The sequence below is a fragment of the Sphingomonas sp. 10B4 genome (assembly GCF_035019905.1).
Taxonomy (GTDB): domain Bacteria; phylum Pseudomonadota; class Alphaproteobacteria; order Sphingomonadales; family Sphingomonadaceae; genus Sphingomonas; species Sphingomonas glacialis.
This window is the reverse complement of the sequence record NZ_JASJVC010000573.1, coordinates 1-236: the sequence shown is the minus strand read 5'-3', so window position 1 is coordinate 236 and position 236 is coordinate 1. Positions and strand designations below refer to the sequence as shown.

General features: G+C 53.0%; 1 protein-coding gene. It reads left to right on the top strand.

The window, feature by feature from the left end:
- Window positions 1-6: 6 nt before the first annotated feature.
- On the top strand, window positions 7-236 hold a 230-nt coding region (locus tag QN347_RS21100), incomplete at its 3' end, for a bestrophin family ion channel (RefSeq protein ID WP_416350927.1).

Below are 236 nucleotides of genomic sequence, written 5' to 3'. Positions count from 1 at the left end.
GAGCGCATAGCCAACACACCGTTACCTTATCCATACGTAGCCTTCCCAAGGCTGTTCATCACCCTGTTTTGTTTGATCGTGCCTATAGGCCTGGTGGAAACCCTGGGTTGGTTCACGCCGCTGGCTTCCACGGTGGTGGGCTTCATGCTGCTGGCGATTGAGAAGATTGGAACTGACCTGCAAAGCCCCTTTCTCGCCAGCGAGCATGAAATTCAGATGACAGCGTTATGCACAAA